Source organism: Rhodococcus sp. P4_F5 (assembly GCF_056401315.1).
In genome coordinates, this window is record NZ_JBFUJP010000016.1 from 31,391 (window position 1) to 47,026 (window position 15,636).

A 15,636-nucleotide genomic window follows, 5' to 3' on the forward strand; every position below is an offset into this window, starting at 1 on the left:
ACGGGCCCGTCAGGAGTGTTCGGAGACCAGCACCGCGCGGGTGCCCGGTTCGAGCGCCTGGAAGACGTGCGCGACATCGCCCGGGTACGAGATGTAGTCGCCCGGGCCGAGTTCCACCGGCTCGCCGGCGAGGCCGACCAGTGCGCGGCCGGCGCTGAGCACGACGTGCTCGACGACCCCGGGCGGGTGCGGATCGGACTCGCGCGCCGGACCCGGCTCGATCGTGAGGCGGTAGATGTCGCGGCGCGCGTTCGGCGGGCACGAGGCCACCAGGGTGGCCTGGTAGTCGGACCGTTCGGAGTGCACCGCGGGGCCCTCGTCGGCCCGGATCACCTGGACGCGCGGCCGCGGCGGGTCGATCAGCCGGGAGAACTGGATGTCGAGTGCCACGCAGAGCGCCCACAGGGTCTCCACGCTGGGGTTCCCGCTGCCGGACTCGAGCTGGGACAGGGTGGACTTGGCCACCCCGGCCCGGCGCGCCACCTCGGTGAGCGAGAGCCCGGCCCGCTCGCGTTCCTGCCGTAGCGAGGCCGCGATGACCGCCAGCGGCGCCTTGCCTCCCGATGTCATGCGTTCACTCTATCGGTCGATGCGTTCGGCTTGACGAACGAACCGCGGAGTGTTCATCATAAAGTCCATGCGTTCGACATGGCGAACACTTGACCGCGGCCTGCGGGCGGACATCGCGCTGGTGTGCCTGGCCGACGGTGTCGTCGGCATCTCGTACGGCGCGATCGCGGTCGGTCTCGGGTTCGAGCCGTGGCTGCCGGTGCTGATGGCGGTGCTGGTCCTCGCCGGGGCCTCGGAGTTCCTCTACCTCGGGATCGTCGCGGCCGGTGGCAGCCCGGTCGCGGCGATGGTCGCGGGCCTGCTGGTCAACGCGCGGCACCTGCCGTTCGGTCTGGCGGTCGGCGAGGTCACCGGGCGGGGCTGGCGACGGGTGCTCGGCAGCCACCTGCTCAACGACGAGAGCGTCGTCTTCGCGCTGGGCCAACCCGAACCCGCGCGCCGGCGCGCCGCCTTCTGGCTCGCCGGACTCGGGATCCTGATCTGCTGGCCGCTCGGCGCCCTCGTCGGTGCCGCGGCGGGCACCGTCATCGGGGACACCGACGTGTTCGGGCTCGATGCGATGTTCCCGACCGTGCTGCTGGCGCTGGTGCTCCCGGCCCTGCGGGACGTCGGCACGGCCAAGGCCGCCCTCGTCGGTGCCGCCGTGGCGGTGGCCGCCACGCCCTTTCTGCCGGCCGGGATCCCGGTGCTGGCGGCGCTGGTCGGGGTGGTCGCGGTGGTCGGGAAGAAGGCGGCGTTCCGGTGAATGCTTCTGTGGCGGTGATGATCACGGTGGCGCTGCTGGCCGCCGGGACCTTCGCCATCCGGTTCGCGGGCCCGGCGCTGCGGACCCGCGCGGGCGTTCCGGCACGGACCGAGAAGCTGATGGGCACCGCCGCGGTGGTGCTGCTGGTCGCGGTGGCGGCCACCTCCGCGCTGACCGAGGACCAGGGCGCGGCGGGCATCGCCCGGCCCGTCGGGGTACTGGTCGGGGGCGTACTGGCCTGGCGCAAAGCGCCTTTCGTGGTGGCGGTCGTCGCGGCCGCCGTCGTCGCGGCGGGGCTCCGGCTGCTCGGCGTGCCCTGACCGGTCAGGCGCCCGGCACGGTGACGGCTCGGTCCTCGGCGAAGTCGACCACCAGTCGGCGCCGCGCGAGCAGCCAGCGGCCGTCGACCCTGCGGTACTCGTCCTGGTAGCGCAGGGCCAGGCTGTTGTCCCGGAACCCGTCCTTGCCCGCGTAGACGTGGTGCGCCAGGCAGTACGTCTGGCCCGTCGCAGTGGCATCTCCGACGTCGAGCACCTGCTGCCCGACCGCGTGATGCGTCGAGTGCAGGTGCGCCGTCGCGCCCAGCACGGTCGCGACGACGGCCTCCGCGCCGGACACCTCGGCGCTCTGGCCGCGTCGCACCAGGGCCGGCGGCTGCACCAGCACCGCGTCCGGGGTGAACAACGCGGTCAGCGCCGCGGCGTCGCGGGCGTCCACGGCTGCGGCGTACCGGCCGGCCAGGTCCGCCAATGCGAGACGGTCGGCGAGCGCGGTGAGGGTACTGGCGGCGGTCATCCACCGAGTATGCGGCCGCCACCCCGCGCAGCTGCCGCCCGGCTACCGCTCAGTGAGATTTCCCGGGAGGCGATCGGCGCTCCGACGTAGCGTCCGAGCTGCGGCTAGTGACGCGAGACATGGGAGACATCGATGGAGTTGAGGGAGTCGGCGGCGCAGGCCGAGCTTCGGCAGGAGCTGCGCGCGTATTTCGCGGCCCTGCTGCCCGAGGAGAAGCGCCGGGCTGCCGGCGAGCAGGGCGTGGGCGGCGAGTACTTCCGCGAGATCGTCAAGCTGCTGGGCCAGGACGGTTGGCTGGGAATCGGCTGGCCCGTGGAGTACGGCGGACAGGGCCGCTCGATCGAGGAGCAGTTCGTCTTCTTCGACGAGGTCCAGCGGGCCGGGCTGCCCTTCCCGTTCGTCACGGTGAACACGGTCGGCCCCACGCTGATGAAGTACGGCACGCAGGAGCAGAAGGACCGCTTCCTGCCCGGCATCCTCGCCGGCGACATCGTCTTCGCCATCGGTTACACCGAGCCGGAGGCCGGCACCGACCTGGCCTCGCTCAAGACCCGCGCCGTCCTCGACGGCGAGGAGTGGGTGGTCGACGGCAACAAGATCTTCACCAGTGGCGCCAACACCGCGGACTACGTCTGGCTGGCGTGCCGCACCGACGCCGACGCGCCCAAGCACAAGGGCATCTCCATCCTGATCGTGCCGACCGACGACGAGGGCTTCTCGTGGTCGCCGATCAACACCGTCGGCGGCCTGATGGTCACCTCCACGTACTACAGCGGCATCCGGGTGGGTGCGCAGGACGTGGTGGGCGAAGTCAACGGCGGCTGGCAGCTGATCACCGCGCAGCTCAACCACGAGCGGATCGGCCTGGCCGCGATCGGCGGCCGCACCTACGGCCTGTGGCACCAGGTGCTGCAGTGGGCCAAGGACAACGGCGTCATCGAGATCCCCTGGGTGCAGCAGGATTTCGCGCGCACCCACGCCAAGCTCGAGGCGATGCGGCTGCTGAACTGGAAGATGACCTCCGCGGTCGCGCAGGACACGCTGTCCGGCGCCGACGCGGGTGCCACCAAGACCTACGGCACCGAGACGCACGTCGACGTGTACCGGACCCTGCTCGGCATCCTCGGCGCCGCCGGCCGGATCCGCCCCGAGTCCCCGGGCGCGCTGCTCGCCGGTCAGATCGAGCAGATCTCCCGGCAGGGCGTCGTCAACACCTTCGGCGGCGGCGTCAACGAGGTGCTCCGCGACATGGTCGGCACCATCGGCCTCGGCCTGGTGCGGGAAAAGAGGGTCAAGTGAGCGAGTTCCTCACCAAGCTCAAGGCTTTCGAGGGTCGCACGCTGGTCCCCGCCACCTGGGGGCCGGACGAGGTCAACACCCCGATGATCCGGCACTGGGTCGAGACGATGGGCGACACCAGCCCGATCCACCTCGACGACGAGGCCGCCCGGGCGACCGGTCGCGACGGCGCCGTGGCGCCCGCGCAGATGCTGCAGGTGTGGACGATGCGCACCTTCGCGGACAAGATGGCCGGCAACGACCCGTCGACGGTGTGGACGGACCTGATCCGCACCCTGGACGAGGCGGGCTTCAGCTCGGTCGTGGCCACCGACTCCGACCAGGAGTTCTTCGCCGAACTGCGTCCCGGCGACCGGGTCAGCGTCACCGAGGTCGTGGAGTCGGTCTCGGAGGAGAAGAAGACCGGCCTGGGCGCCGGACACTTCGTCACCACCCTCAAGACGTACCGCAACGGCGACGACGAGGTCGTCGGCACCCAGCGGTGGCGGACGCTGCGCTTCCGGCCCAAGTCGGACGAGCCGGCCGCCACGCCGGAGCAGCCGCGGGCCCTGCGCCCGCGCCCGGCGCTGAACCAGGACAACGCCTTCTGGTTCGAGGCCACCAAGGAGCACCGCCTGGTCATCCAGCGGTGCACGAACTGCGGCGTGCTGCGCCACCCCACCGGCCCGATGTGCGGCGAGTGCCGCTCGCTGGACTGGGACACCGTCGACGCCTCGGGCCGCGGCATCGTCTACAGCTTCGTCGTGAACCACCACCCGAAGATCGATGCCTTCGACTACCCGCTGATCGTGGCGACCATCGAGCTCGAGGAGGGCACACGGCTGATCGCGAACATGACGGGCATCGCGCCCGATCAGGTCGAGATCGGCATGCCGGTGGAACTGGACTGGATCGACGCCGACCCGGAACTGACGCTTCCCGCGTTCCGGCCGGCCGCACGGGAGGACTCCTGATGGACTTCAACTTCACCGAAGAGCAAGAGGCGATCCGCGGCCTCGCCGACGAGGTCTTCACCAGCAAGGCCGACATCGACCGCATCAAGGCGGTCGAGGGCACCGCCGAGCGGGTGGACCGCGACCTGTGGCGAGAGCTCGCCGGCACCGGTCTGCTCGGCATCGCGCTGCCGGAGAACCTCGGCGGCGGCGGGCTCGGTCTGTCCGAGCTGTACGTGCTGCTCGAGCAGCAGGGCCGCCACGTCGCGCCCGTGCCGATCTGGCCGACCGTGCTCGCCGCGCTAGCGATCAGCGAGTTCGGCACCGAGGAGCAGGCCGCCGCACTGGTGCCCGGCGCCGCGGACGGCAGCCACTTCCTCACCGTCGGGCTCGAGGAGTTCGGCCCCTACGTCGACGCCGCGCCCGCCACGGCGGCCGTGGTCGACGCGTCCGGCCAGTGGCGCCTGACCGGGGCCAAGGCCGTCGTGCCGGTCACCCACATCGCGCACCGCGCGGTGGTCTCCGCGACCACCGAGACCGGGCCCGCGCTGTTCCTGGTGGACCTCGCCGCGGCCGGGGTCACGCTCGAGCAGACCCAGTCCACGACGCACGAGATCTGCGCCAACGTCGACTTCGACGCGGCGCCGGCCGAGCTGCTCGGTGCGGCCGACGGCACCACCGTCTCCTGGCTGATCGACCGGGTGGAGCTCGCGCTGGCCGCGATCCAGCTCGGTGTCGGCGCGGGCGCGGTGAGCCAGGCGGTGACCTACCTCAACGAGCGCAAGCAGTTCGGGCGCCCGCTCGCCACCTTCCAGGCCGTCAACCACCAGCTCGCCGACTGCTACATCGACCTCGAGGCGATGCGGGTGACCCTGTGGCAGGCCGCATGGCGGATGTCCGAGGGCCTGGACCCGGGCACCTCGGTGCTGGTCGCCAAGTGGTGGGCCAGTGACGGCGGGCAGCGCGTCGTGCACCGCACCACCCACGTGCACGGCGGCATGGGCGTCGACACCGATTACCCGGTGCACCGTCACCTGTTGTGGGGCAAGCAGATCGCCGCCACCCTGGGAGGCGCCAGCTCCGACCTCGCCCGCCTCGGTGCACAGCTCGCCGCCGGTGTGGAGGTGGTCGCATGACCGCCGTGGCCACCGGACGCAGCTACGACGCGATCGAGGTCGGCGACGTGCTGCCCGAGCTCGCGATCTCGCTGACCCGCACCCTCATCGTCTCCACCGCGATCGCCACCCGCGACTTCCAGGACGTGCACCACGACCCGGAGCTGGCCCGCGACCGCGGCTCGAAGGACGTCTTCATGAACATCCTCACCAGCAACGGCCTGGTGGGGCGGTTCGTCACCGACTGGGCGGGCCCGCACGCGACGTTGCGCCGCGTCGCGATCCGGCTCGGCGCGCCCAACTACCCCGGTGACGTCATGACGATGACCGGCGAGGTCGCCTCGAAGTCGGAGCGGCAGGTGGTGGTCAACGTCCGCGGCGTCAACAGCCTCGGCCACCACGCGACCGGCACCGTCACCGTCGCGTTCCCGGACCGCACCAGCACAGGAGGGGCCGCCTGATGGCAGTCAGCCCGCTCTCCGGCGCCGCCGCGATCGTCGGCATCGGAGCCACCGAATTCTCCAAGAACTCCGGCCGCAGCGAGCTGCAGCTGGCCTGCGAGGCGATCGTCGCCGCGCTCGCCGACGCCGGCATCGACCCGTCCGAGGTCGACGGCCTGTCGACGTACACCTCCGAGACCAACGGCGAGGCGATCGTCGCCCGCAACTGCGGTCTCGGGGAGCTGAAGTTCTTCTCCCGCATCCACTACGGCGGCGGCGCGGCCTGCGCGACCGTGCAGCAGGCCGCGATGGCCGTCGCGACCGGCGTCGCGGACGTGGTGGTCTGCTACCGCGCCTTCAACGAACGCTCCGGCGTGCGTTACGGCCTCGGCCAGCACGACCGGCCGATGGACAGCACCGCGGACCGCGCGGCGTATGCCTGGATGACCCCGCAGGGACTGTCGACTCCCGCTCAGTGGGTCGCCATGTTCGCCCGGCGCTACATGCATCAGTACGGTGCGACGAGTGAGGACTTCGGACGGGTCGCGGTGGTGGCGCGCAAGCATGCCGCCAACAACCCGAAGGCGTGGTTCTACGAGCGTCCGATCACGCTCGAGGACCACCAGAACTCGCGTTGGATCGCCGAGCCGCTGCACCTGCTCGACTGCTGCCAGGAGACCGACGGCGGCCAGGCCCTGGTCGTCGTCTCGGCCGAGYGGGCCAGGACGCTGGCCAACAAGCCCGTCGTCATCAAGGCCGCAGCGCAGGGGTCCGCGAAGGACCAGCACATGATGACCAGCTACTACCGTCCCGACATCAGCGGCATCCCGGAGATGGGGCTGGTCGGTCGGCAGCTGTACGCGCAGTCCGGCCTCACGCCGGAGCACATCGACGCGGCGGTCCTCTACGACCACTTCACCCCGCTGGTACTCCCGCAGCTCGAGGAACTCGGTTTCTGCAAGCCCGGCGAGGCGAAGGACTTCATCCGCGAGGGCAACCTGGAGATCGGCGGGCGCCTGCCGTCGAACACTCATGGCGGTCAGGTGGGCGAGGCATACTTGCACGGCGTCAACGGAATTGCGGAAGGTGTGAGGCTGCTGCGTGGCACCTCGACCAACCAGCCGGATGGCGTGGAGAACGTTCTGGTCACCGCGGGCACCGCGGTCCCGACCAGTGCACTGATTCTGGGAGTGGAGTAGATGAGCACCACCGAAACCGTGGTCGAGAACGCCGGCAGCTGGCGCGGCACGGACCTGGGTACCCGCACTGTGAGCTACACCGAGCGCGACGCGATCATCTACGCGCTCGCCGTCGGTGCTCACGCCACCGAACTGGACCTCGTCTTCGAGGACCGGCTGCGGGTGCTGCCGACCTTCGCGCTGACGCTGGCGCAGTGGGCGCCCGACGAGCTCGGCAGTCGCGGGGCATTCGACACCAAGACCGCGCTGCACGGCTCGCAGGAGCTGCGGGTCCTCAAGCCGCTGCCGCGGTCCGGCGAGGTGACGCTGACGGCCTCCGTCGGCGAGGTGTGGGACAAGGGCGCGGCGGCCGTGTTCGAGGTGCTCGTCGAGTGCGAGTACTTCGTCGCGACGTGGTCGTTGTTCGCGCCGGGCTCCGGCGGCTTCGGCGGGGAGCGGGGGCCGTCCAAGCCCGCGGGCCCGGTCGGCGAGCCGAACGTGGCCGCGGAGCTGGCGACCTGGGAGAACCAGACCGCGCTGTACCGCCTGCTCGGGGACCGGCACCACATCCACATCGATCCCGAGGCCGCGGCCCGGATCAACCAGCCGCGCCCGATCATGCACGGGCTGTGCACCCTGGCGGCGAGCACGTTGCCGCTGGCGCGTGAGCTCGGCGTGCACCCGGCGGACCTGGTGGAGCTTTCCGGACGCTTTGCGGCCCCGGCGTTCCCGGGCCAGACGCTGCCGGTCCGCGGGTGGCGCGGCGACGCCGAGTCGTCCGATGCCACGGTGGAGTTCGAGGTGGGCGCGGACACCGTGGCCATCGGCGGCGCCCGCGCGAAGTTCGCACGGTGAGCACGTTGCTCGAGAACCCGGCCGACTTCACCGGCCGCGCGGTACTGATCACCGGCGGCACCAAGGGAATCGGGCGCGTCGTCGCCGAGACCTTCCTCGCCGCCGGCGCCCAGGTGACGGTGTGCGCGCGGTCCGAGCCCGAGACGCTGCCGGAGGCCGACGGCCGCCGGGCCGCGTTCCTGGCCGTCGACGTGCGGGACCCCGAGGCCGTCCGCGAGATGGTCGAGCAGGCCGCCGCGGCGATGGGTCGCCTCGACGTGCTGATCAACAACGCCGGCGGATCGCCGGACGCGGACGCCGCGGAGGTGTCGCCGCGGTTCGTGGAGAAGATCGTGGCGCTGAACCTGTTGGCGCCGTTCTACGTTGCGCAGGCAGCGAACCGGATCATGCGGGAGCAGTCCGACGGCGGGTCGATCGTCAACATCGGTTCGGTCTCCGCCCACGATCCGCAGCCCGGTACCGCCGCGTACTCCGCTGCCAAGGCGGGCCTGCTGGTGCTGACCCGCTCGCTGGCACTGGAGTGGGCGCCGAAGGTGCGGGTCAACCACATCACCACCGGACTGATCCGGACCGAGTCCGCGGCGTCGGTGTACGGCGAGGACGGCGGTGCCGCGGTGACGCGGACCCTGCCGATCGGGCGGATGGCGGTGCCGAACGACATCGCCGGCGCCTGCCTCTTCCTGGCCGGGCCGCTGTCGTCGTACGTCAACGGCGCGGACCTGGCAGTGCACGGCGGCGGCGAGTACCCTGCCCGGTACCTGGCGACTCATCCCGAGCTCGCCTGAGCCACAGGCACACTCGCGTGCCTGTCGGGCATGCACCTGGAGAACGCACCGCTGAAACGGAGAGCAACTGTGGGAATCCTCGACGGCAAGGTCGCGCTGATCACCGGCGCCGGGCAGGGCATCGGGCGCGGCATCGCGCTGGCCCTGGCGAAGGAGGGTGTCGCGATCGCGGTGGCCGGTCGGACCGAGGCCAAGCTGGACAAGACGGTCGCGAAGATCGAGGCGATCGGCGGTACCGCGATCCCGGTGCGCTGCGACGTGAGCAACGCGCAGGACATCGAGGCGGCGGTGGCCCGCACGGTCGCCGAACTCGGTGGGGTCGACGTGCTGGTCAACAACGCCAACGACTGCAAGCCGGGGATGCTGCTCGACGCGGACGACGCCGAGTTCGAGAAGTCGTTCGCGACCGGGCCGCTGGCCACCCTGCGCACCATGCGGGCCTGCCATCCGCACATGAAGGCCCGCGGCGGCGGCTCGATCATCAACCTGGTGACCTCCGCGGCGGTCCGCTGGGACGCCAGTAACTACGGCGTCTACGGCTCCATCAAGGAGGGCATGCGCTCGCTCACCCGCGCCGCGGCATGCGAGTGGGGACCGGACAACATCCGCGTCAACTCTGTTGCGCCGCACGCGCTCTCGCCGGGCCTGAAATGGTGGATGGAGAACAACCCGGAGGAGGCCGCGGAGTTCGTCGCGAGCATCCCGATGGGCCGGGTCGGCGACCCCGAGACCGACATCGGCCGGGCCGTCGTCTTCCTGGTCTCCGAGGACTCCCGGTACCTGACCGGCGCGACCATCCCGCTCGACGGCGGCCAGTCCCGCTGGGGGTAGGTAATACTCGGTGCATGACCGACATCGATCCGGACGACCTCGCCCGCAGGCAGCGTGAACTGGACGACCTCGGTCCCCGGCTGACCGGCACCGCGGCGCACAACCGGGTGATCGACGGGGTGGCCGACGAGTTGGCCGAACTCGGGTACGAGGTGCATCGAGACGAGCACCGGTTCGATCGCTGGGACCTGCCCGAGGGACCCGACAGCCTGGGCTTGGACCTGCCCGACGGGCCGGTGCGGATCTCGTCGGTGTTCCCGTACTCGGGTCTGACGGGCACCGCGGGAGTCACGGCCACGCTGCGGTACCTCGGTGCCGGCCGGCGCTGGTCGCAGGCTCGTGGCGAGATCGCGGTCGTGGAGGTCGCGCACCCCGAGTTCCCACGGGACCTGCTGGTTCGAGACTGGGACGCGGACGCGAGTACGCAGAGGTTGCGTAACCCGGTGCTGTCGGCGACGCTGCTCGGCCCGGACCTGGACAAGGCCCGGAAGGCGGGCGTGCTCGCGGTCGTCGCGGTGTGGCGCGACATGACCGAGGACAACGCCCGCGGCCAATACCTGCCGTTCACCCAGCCGTACCACGATCTCCCGGCGGTCTGGGTGGCCGGCGAATCCGGCGAGCGCCTCCTGGCCGCGGCCCGGGCCGGTACCCGCGCGACGCTCCGGATGAACGGCAGTATCGATCGGCACTGCAGGACGGACATGGTGTGGGCCGTCTCCGCCGGATCGGAACGCTCCGAGACGATCCTGGTGGTGACCCACAGCGACGGGACCAACGGCGTCGAGGAGAACGGCCACCTGGGATTGCTCGAGCTCGCCCGCCACGCGGCCCGGCACCAGCACCGACGCACCTTCGTTTTCGTGCTCACCACGGGGCACCTGCGCATCCCGGCGATCTCCAGTCACGGGCAGGCAACCAGCGCCTGGATGGGGGCGCACCCGGAACTGTGGGAAGGCGGCCCGAGCGGGGCGCGGGCCGTCGCGGGGCTGTGCCTGGAGCACCTCGGCGCGAGGGCGGATGTCGAGGACATTGCGGCCGGCACGTACAGCGTGGCCGCCGATACGGAGCCAGAACTGCTCTACGCCACCACATCCGAGCTGCGGGACATGGTGGCGGGCACCTGGCGGGCCGCGGTCGCGCCTGACACCGTCATCTCGGCGCCGGGTCCACTGGTGCACTTCGGTGAGGCCGAACCGATGTACGAGCGCGGCATTCCGTCGGTCGCGCTTGTCACCGCGCCCCAGTACCTCCTGGCACTGAGGGAACCGGGCAGCGAGTCGCTGGTCGACGTCGACCTGATGGCGCGTCAGATCGAAGGGTTCCGTCGCCTGCTCGACCAGCTGGACGCGGCGCCCGTGGGAAGCCTGGGGACGGTGCGTCGGCCCAGCCGATTCCGCAAGGCCCGGGCGGTCCTGCGCCTGATTGCGATCAAGCGCAGGACCGGTCGGGCGGGCTGAGCCCCCGGGTCGGTCAGTGCGCGACCGGGCAGGCGCCGTAGTTCACCTGCAGTTCCTTGACTCCGTTGAGCCAGCCGGAACGCAGCCGCTGCGGGTCACCCAGGCGGGAGATGTCCGGCAGATGGTCTGCGATGGCGTTGAAGATCAGGTCGATCTCCACCCGGGCCAGGTTGGCGCCCAGGCAGTAGTGCGCCCCGGTGCCGCCGAAACTCAGGTGCGGGTTGGGGTTCCGGGTGATGTCGAACTTGGTCGGCTGATCGAATACGTCCTCGTCGAAGTTGGCGGAGCTGTAGTACATGACCACCCGCTGCCCCTTCTTGATGGGCGTGCCCGACAGCTCGGTGTCCGCCAACGCGGTGCGCTGGAACGCGATCACCGGCGTGGACCAGCGCACGATCTCGTCGGCGGCGGTCGAGGGCCGCTCCCGCTTGAACAGCTCCCACTGGTCCGGGTTGTCGAGGAACGCCAGCATGCCGTGGGTGATGGCGTTGCGGGTGGTCTCGCTTCCCGCGACCGCGAGCTGAATCACGAAGTAGCCGAACTCGTCCGGGGCCAGCGCGTGCCCGTCGACGTCCGCGTGGACCAGGCTGGTGACGATGTCGTCGGCCGGGCAGGCGCGCCGCTGTTCCGCCATCTGGTACGCGTACCCGAGGATGTCGATCGAGGCCTGCAACGGGTCGCCGGCGACCTCCGGGTCGTCGTAGGCCGTCATCTGGTTGGTCCAGTCGAAGATCTTGCCGCGGTCCTCCTGCGGCACGCCGAGCAGTTCCGCGATGGCCTGCAGCGGCAGCTCGCTGGCCACCTCGGTGACGAAGTCGCCGGTGGGGTTCTGCGCGGCCGCGGTGACGATGAGCGCGGCCCGCTCCGCGAGGGTCTCGCGCAGGGACGACACGGCCCGCGGGGTGAACATCCGCGAGACGAGCTGTCGCAGCTGGGTGTGCTCGGGGGCGTCCTTGTTCATCAGCACGATGCGCTGCATCTCGACGCTCTCGCGGGTGATGTCGTCGGCGTAGCGCGGCACCGCGGTGTTCTCCCAGGACGAGAAGACGTCGCTGCGCCGGGAGATCTCCTTGACGTCGGCGTGCTTGGTGACCACCCAGAAGCCGTCGTCGTCGAACCCGCCGACGTCGCGGGGCTGCGGGTTCCACCAGATCGGCGCGGCGCGTCGCAGCTCGGCGAACTCGCGCAGCGGCAGCCGCTGGGCGTAGATGTCGGGGTCGGTGATGTCGAAGCCCGCGGGGAGATCGGGCGCGCTGCTGGTCATGTGCGTACTCCTGCCGACGACAATTTCGTTATAGGGTGTATTGATACACCTGCTCGGGCGTTCCCGTGGGCGTTTGACCTCCCGGTTGCCCGGGTTGCGCGGTATGGGTGCCTCTCAGCGTCCTGCCAGTTTCACTGAGTAAATTTCGGCGGATGCACCGCCGACTCACTGAACTTCCCCGCGACTGGGCCCTTGTCGTCCTGGCCCTGCTGATCGCCGCCCTCGCGGTGACGGTGCTCGGGCCCTGGAAGATGGCCACCAACCCGCTGATTCGTGACTCGACGTCGATGTACAGCTGGGTCGACGAGGCGACGTCGGGCTGGTCGGCGCAGGCCGGAACGCTCACCGAGCTGGTCACCGAGGGGCTGCTGGTGGTGCTCGCCGGGCTGCTGGCGTTGACCGTGTGGTGGGCGAGGGCCGACATCCGTGTCGTCGCGGTCGGGGTGGCCGGCGCGGCCGGTTTCGTCGGGTCGGCGGCGTCCACGCTGGTGGTCAAGGCGATGATCGCGGAACCGCGGCCGTGTGAGGCGGTGCCCGACATGCATGCGCTCTCCGAGTGCCCGCCGATCGGCGACTGGTCCTTCCCGAGCAACCACTCCGGCATGGCGGCGGCGCTGGCGACGGCGGTGGTGCTGGCGGGCCTGGCGGCCGGGAGCCGGCGGACCTGGCTGATGGTGGTCGCGGTGCTGACGGCCGTCGTCACCGCAGCGCTGCGGGTGGTCAGCGGTGTGCACTACCCGCACGACGTGGTGGCCGGGCTGGTGTTCGGCGCATCCATCACGGTGGCGGTGACGGTGGTCCTGGCGCCGGTCGCGGTCGCGGTGCTGGCCCGCGTGGGACTGGGCGGTCGAGGCGAGGACCCGGTGGAGGCGCTCACCGAACCCCTGCGCGTGACGCACCGCCGATAGGCGCGATCGGCCCCTCACACGACTTTTCGGTGTCACCGCGCAGGCTCGGGGACGGTTCGGCGCACCTGTCCGGCGGCCCGACGGTTCGGCGATCGGAACTTGTACGATCGTCCAATTCCGATTCGGAGGGGACCGCGCACCATGGCTCGACCGTCGAAACCCTTCATCAGTCGCACCGCCGCGGTGGCGGCGGCCATCGCGATCATCGACGGCGAGGGTCTGGACGCGTTCAGCCTCCCGCGTCTGGCCAAGCATCTGGGCGTCAAGGCGCCGTCGTTGTACCACCACTTCTCCGACAGGACGGAGATCCTGACCGAGGTGGCGCGTGGGATCGTGCTCGAGACCGCGATCCCGCGCCAAGAGGACTTCGACAATTGGCAGGACTGGGTTGTCGCGTACGGCTTGAACTTCCGGGATGTGGTGATGCGGCACCGCTATGCTGCGCCGCTGATGCTGCAGTTCCTCCCGCGCAACCTCGTCACCGACTACTTCGAGGCCGCGGCGGTGTGTCTCGCCGGCGCGGGAGTTCCTGCGCGGCTGCATGTTCAGATACTCGACGGGCTCGAGAAGCTCGCGCTGGGCGCCACCCTCACCGAGGCGATGAGGCCCGAGGCCACGCGTTCCGCCGTCTTCGCCAACGTCGACCGAGTTGCCCACCCGGTCCTCGACGCCGCACTCGCATCGAATCAACGGACGCCGAAGCAGCTGTACGAACAGATGATGCGCAGCTTCCTGTCCGGCGTTCTTCACGACGGCCTGGTGGGCAACTCGAGCTGATCACGGAGCGCCGTCGAGCACCCGGTCCACGGCGTCGGCCGCGGTCACCGAGTCCTCGTGCTCCCACACCCGCACCACCCGCCAGCCGGCGTCGGCGAGCCGGGTGTCGGTGTCGCGGTCGCGGGCGACGTTGGTGTCCAGCTTGGCCGCCCACCAGCTGGCGTTGTTCTTCGGCCGGGTGCCGTGCACGGGGCAGCAGTGCCAGAAGCAGCCGTCGACGAACACCGCCACCCGGGCGGTCGGGAACACCAGGTCGGCGCGTCGTCGCAGGCCCGGCAGCGGCGCCCGGTCCACCCGGTAGCGGCGGCCGCGCCGGTGCAGTTCGCGGCGCAGTGCCAGCTCCGGCGCGGTGTCGCGGCGGCGCTGTTCACGCATCCGGGCGCGGACCGACGCGGACGCGGGTACCGGGGTCGAGGCCGGCTCGTGGTCCGCAGTCGGCTCGTGGTCGGGCAGAGCCATGACGCCATTGTCACGCGGCGCGGGCCGGATACCCACCCATGCGGTCGAGATGTTCGGTGACGTCGTCGAGGAAGCCGGGCACGAAGCGGAGGCTGCCCATCCCGACCCGTCGCAGGAAGCCGGCGGTGGCCCGCGCGGAGAGCAGCTTCGAGTCGTCGAGGAACCCGCCGAGATCCTCGTACCGGTCCTGCACCGGCCAGGTGCTGAGGTCAGCCCGGAAGGCGGAGCCGCCCTGTCCCCAGGCCGCGATCGGCCAGGCGTCGCCCGGCTTCAGTGGCCGGTCGGTGGAGCCGTCGTAGGGCAACGGGTTCGCCAGCCGGTCGCCGACCCACGACGACATCCGGGTGCTCACGGCGTTGCCGACCAGCTTCCAACGGTGTCCGGCACGCAACCCGGGCACCTCCAGTGCCGGTCGGGTCCAGTCGGGGTCGAAGCCCTGCAGCCGTTCGGCGCCGATGATGCCGGGGGTGACCAGTTCGCCGGTGAGCATCCGCACCGCCGGGGGACTGGCGATGCCGAGCGACGAGCCGCCCTTGAGCGTGGGGACGGCGTTGACGGCCCAGCCGAGACCGCGGGTCCCCTCGGTCCAGTAGAAGCCGCACGGGTGATCGCCGGGGTCGCCCTCGTCGGCTGGGCCGGCGTCGTCGGCAAAGAGCACCTCGCGGGGGTCCTCGGTGCGCGAGGCCAGCATCAGCACCCGCTGCCGGCGCTGCGGCAGCCCGAATGCGCGCGCGTCCACCACCCGGTACGCCCACCGGTAGCCCATTTCGTCGAGCGCCGAGGTGACGTGCCGCATCGCGGCACCGCGGCCGAGTTGCAGCATGAAGGGCACGTTCTCGAGCAGCAGCCAGCGGGGACCCTTCTTCCGCTTGACCAGTCGGAACACCTCGTCGACGAGGCCGGAGCGGGAGCCGGTGATGCCGACCGTCCGGCCGGCCTGGGACAGGTCCTGGCAGGGGAAACCGGCGGTGACGAGATCGATGCCTGAGGGTAGGGATCGCAGTGCGGTGACGTCGGTGTGCAGGTCCGCACCGGGGAACCGCGCAGCGAGCACGGCCTGTGCGCCGGTGTCGATCTCGCAGTAGAGCTCGGTGTCCCAGCCGTGTTCGCTCAGGCCCAGTTCGAGGCCGCCGATGCCCGCGAAGAGCCCTACCGCCCGCCCGCTCACCTGACTCCCTACCGCCGTTCCCGCTCGTACGGCCGTCCGACACGACCGAAGGAAACCG

At 70.9% G+C, this 15,636-nt stretch carries 18 protein-coding genes; 13 read left to right on the top strand and 5 right to left on the bottom strand.

The window, feature by feature from the left end:
- Positions 1 to 9: 9 nt before the first annotated feature.
- The gene (locus tag AC1DU4_RS09505; RefSeq protein WP_477839232.1) at positions 10 to 570 is read right to left on the bottom strand and encodes a helix-turn-helix domain-containing protein; all 561 of its coding nucleotides are present in this window, start codon (positions 568 to 570) and stop codon (positions 10 to 12) included.
- Positions 571 to 637: 67 nt separating this feature from the next.
- Here AC1DU4_RS09505 and AC1DU4_RS09510 point away from each other — a divergent pair, with 67 nt between their 5' ends.
- The gene (locus AC1DU4_RS09510; protein ID WP_477839234.1) at positions 638 to 1,315 is read left to right on the top strand and encodes an AzlC family ABC transporter permease; all 678 of its coding nucleotides are present in this window, start codon (positions 638 to 640) and stop codon (positions 1,313 to 1,315) included.
- Positions 1,312 to 1,635, top strand: coding sequence for an AzlD domain-containing protein (locus AC1DU4_RS09515; RefSeq protein ID WP_477839236.1), 324 nt, complete (start codon positions 1,312 to 1,314; stop codon positions 1,633 to 1,635). The genes AC1DU4_RS09510 and AC1DU4_RS09515 overlap by 4 nt, the downstream gene beginning before the upstream one ends.
- A 4-nt stretch (positions 1,636 to 1,639) precedes the next feature.
- Here AC1DU4_RS09515 and AC1DU4_RS09520 read toward each other — a convergent pair whose 3' ends face one another.
- Positions 1,640 to 2,110: a nuclear transport factor 2 family protein gene (locus tag AC1DU4_RS09520; RefSeq protein ID WP_477839238.1), complete on the bottom strand. Its 471-nt coding sequence runs from the start codon at positions 2,108 to 2,110 to the stop codon at positions 1,640 to 1,642.
- 132 nt (positions 2,111 to 2,242) lie between these two features.
- Between AC1DU4_RS09520 and AC1DU4_RS09525 the strand changes: the two genes are divergently transcribed.
- From AC1DU4_RS09525 to AC1DU4_RS09565, 9 genes are all read left to right on the top strand, one after another.
- The gene (locus AC1DU4_RS09525; RefSeq protein WP_477839240.1) at positions 2,243 to 3,409 is read left to right on the top strand and encodes an acyl-CoA dehydrogenase family protein; all 1,167 of its coding nucleotides are present in this window, start codon (positions 2,243 to 2,245) and stop codon (positions 3,407 to 3,409) included.
- Positions 3,406 to 4,362 carry a bifunctional MaoC family dehydratase N-terminal/OB-fold nucleic acid binding domain-containing protein gene (locus AC1DU4_RS09530; protein WP_477839242.1) on the top strand — a complete coding sequence of 319 codons (957 nt, stop codon included), beginning with the start codon at positions 3,406 to 3,408 and terminating at the stop codon, positions 4,360 to 4,362. Before AC1DU4_RS09525 ends, AC1DU4_RS09530 begins: the two co-directional genes overlap by 4 nt.
- Positions 4,362 to 5,477 carry an acyl-CoA dehydrogenase family protein gene (locus AC1DU4_RS09535; protein ID WP_477839244.1) on the top strand — a complete coding sequence of 372 codons (1,116 nt, stop codon included), beginning with the start codon at positions 4,362 to 4,364 and terminating at the stop codon, positions 5,475 to 5,477. The genes AC1DU4_RS09530 and AC1DU4_RS09535 overlap by 1 nt, the downstream gene beginning before the upstream one ends.
- Positions 5,474 to 5,917 carry a MaoC family dehydratase gene (locus AC1DU4_RS09540; protein ID WP_477839246.1) on the top strand — a complete coding sequence of 148 codons (444 nt, stop codon included), beginning with the start codon at positions 5,474 to 5,476 and terminating at the stop codon, positions 5,915 to 5,917. Before AC1DU4_RS09535 ends, AC1DU4_RS09540 begins: the two co-directional genes overlap by 4 nt.
- Entirely contained in the window at positions 5,917 to 7,095 is a 1,179-nt protein-coding gene (locus AC1DU4_RS09545; protein ID WP_477839247.1) for a lipid-transfer protein, read from the top strand. Before AC1DU4_RS09540 ends, AC1DU4_RS09545 begins: the two co-directional genes overlap by 1 nt.
- Positions 7,096 to 7,929: a MaoC/PaaZ C-terminal domain-containing protein gene (locus tag AC1DU4_RS09550; protein ID WP_477839249.1), complete on the top strand. Its 834-nt coding sequence runs from the start codon at positions 7,096 to 7,098 to the stop codon at positions 7,927 to 7,929. It abuts the gene before it with no gap.
- 5 nt (positions 7,930 to 7,934) lie between these two features.
- Positions 7,935 to 8,714, top strand: a complete 780-nt coding sequence (locus AC1DU4_RS09555) for an SDR family oxidoreductase (RefSeq protein WP_477839311.1) — start codon at positions 7,935 to 7,937, stop codon at positions 8,712 to 8,714.
- Positions 8,715 to 8,783: 69 nt separating this feature from the next.
- Positions 8,784 to 9,545, top strand: a complete 762-nt coding sequence (locus AC1DU4_RS09560; protein ID WP_072843442.1) for an SDR family NAD(P)-dependent oxidoreductase — start codon at positions 8,784 to 8,786, stop codon at positions 9,543 to 9,545.
- A 14-nt stretch (positions 9,546 to 9,559) separates the two neighbouring features.
- Positions 9,560 to 11,002, top strand: a complete 1,443-nt coding sequence (locus AC1DU4_RS09565) for a hypothetical protein (protein WP_477839252.1) — start codon at positions 9,560 to 9,562, stop codon at positions 11,000 to 11,002.
- Positions 11,003 to 11,015: 13 nt separating this feature from the next.
- Here AC1DU4_RS09565 and AC1DU4_RS09570 read toward each other — a convergent pair whose 3' ends face one another.
- Positions 11,016 to 12,266 (bottom strand): cytochrome P450, encoded by a 1,251-nt coding sequence (locus AC1DU4_RS09570; protein ID WP_477839254.1) that lies wholly within the window; start codon positions 12,264 to 12,266, stop codon positions 11,016 to 11,018.
- 152 nt (positions 12,267 to 12,418) lie between these two features.
- Here AC1DU4_RS09570 and AC1DU4_RS09575 point away from each other — a divergent pair, with 152 nt between their 5' ends.
- Together AC1DU4_RS09575 and AC1DU4_RS09580 are read left to right on the top strand one after the other, a co-directional pair.
- Positions 12,419 to 13,174 (top strand): phosphatase PAP2 family protein, encoded by a 756-nt coding sequence (locus tag AC1DU4_RS09575; protein ID WP_477839256.1) that lies wholly within the window; start codon positions 12,419 to 12,421, stop codon positions 13,172 to 13,174.
- A 141-nt stretch (positions 13,175 to 13,315) separates the two neighbouring features.
- A complete protein-coding gene (locus tag AC1DU4_RS09580) occupies positions 13,316 to 13,951 on the top strand; it encodes a TetR/AcrR family transcriptional regulator (protein WP_477839258.1) in 636 nt (211 codons plus the stop codon).
- Here the strand turns inward: AC1DU4_RS09580 and vsr are convergent, their stop codons facing one another.
- Together vsr and AC1DU4_RS09590 are read right to left on the bottom strand one after the other, a co-directional pair.
- Positions 13,952 to 14,410, bottom strand: coding sequence for a DNA mismatch endonuclease Vsr (vsr, locus tag AC1DU4_RS09585; RefSeq protein ID WP_477839260.1), 459 nt, complete (start codon positions 14,408 to 14,410; stop codon positions 13,952 to 13,954).
- Positions 14,411 to 14,420: 10 nt separating this feature from the next.
- On the bottom strand, positions 14,421 to 15,578 hold the full coding sequence (locus AC1DU4_RS09590; protein WP_477839262.1) for a DNA cytosine methyltransferase: 1,158 nt from the start codon (positions 15,576 to 15,578) through the stop codon (positions 14,421 to 14,423).
- Between the last annotated feature and the right edge of the window lie 58 nt (positions 15,579 to 15,636).